Source organism: Streptomyces sp. P17 (genome assembly GCF_032436805.1).
GTDB lineage: Bacteria > Actinomycetota > Actinomycetes > Streptomycetales > Streptomycetaceae > Streptomyces.
The window spans coordinates 1-534 of record NZ_JAVRBF010000282.1; the positions used below are offsets into that span (position 1 = coordinate 1).

Here is a 534-nt window from a genome sequence, read left to right on the forward strand (position 1 = left end):
CGTCAGGCGCAATAAAGTCCGCCTTTCGCCCATCGTCAACGTAAGTTTCAATGGCCTTTGTCAGCGCATCAAGAAAATTCTTGTGATACCCGGCGATAAGCCGCGCCTTGTCCGTTCCGTTGATGATTGCACGTGCACCAATCGGATCATCCTTTGATGCGTTGAAATAATCGGACAGTTTGCGACCGGTAAACATGCCGTTAATCATACCCCGGAACATGATGTTCAGCGCGGTTTCCATTTCCAACGCTTTATCCGGGTTTTTCTCAATCCCGAATTTACGATAATTATCACGCCCGGTAATCTGGACTAACCCGCGACCGGCGAACAATATACCGTCGCCGTCCGCTTCCGGTGTATTGCCGAGCCGTGCGGCAAGTTTGCCGGTGTCATATTTCGACAAATATTTATCGCTTCCACGTTCCTTGATAGGCTGCATGGTTGCGCCGGTTTCATGAAAATCAGTTGCGAGCGCATAGGCAAGGTGGCGAATATCGCCAGTGTTCCACTTTTCCCATGCGTCTAGCACCGCTT

The 534-nt window shown here is 50.6% G+C and carries 1 protein-coding gene; it reads right to left on the reverse strand.

What is annotated here, in order from left to right; all coding sequences use genetic code 11:
• On the reverse strand, positions 1–534 hold a 534-nt coding region (locus RMT89_RS40870), incomplete at both ends, for a hypothetical protein (RefSeq protein WP_315888819.1).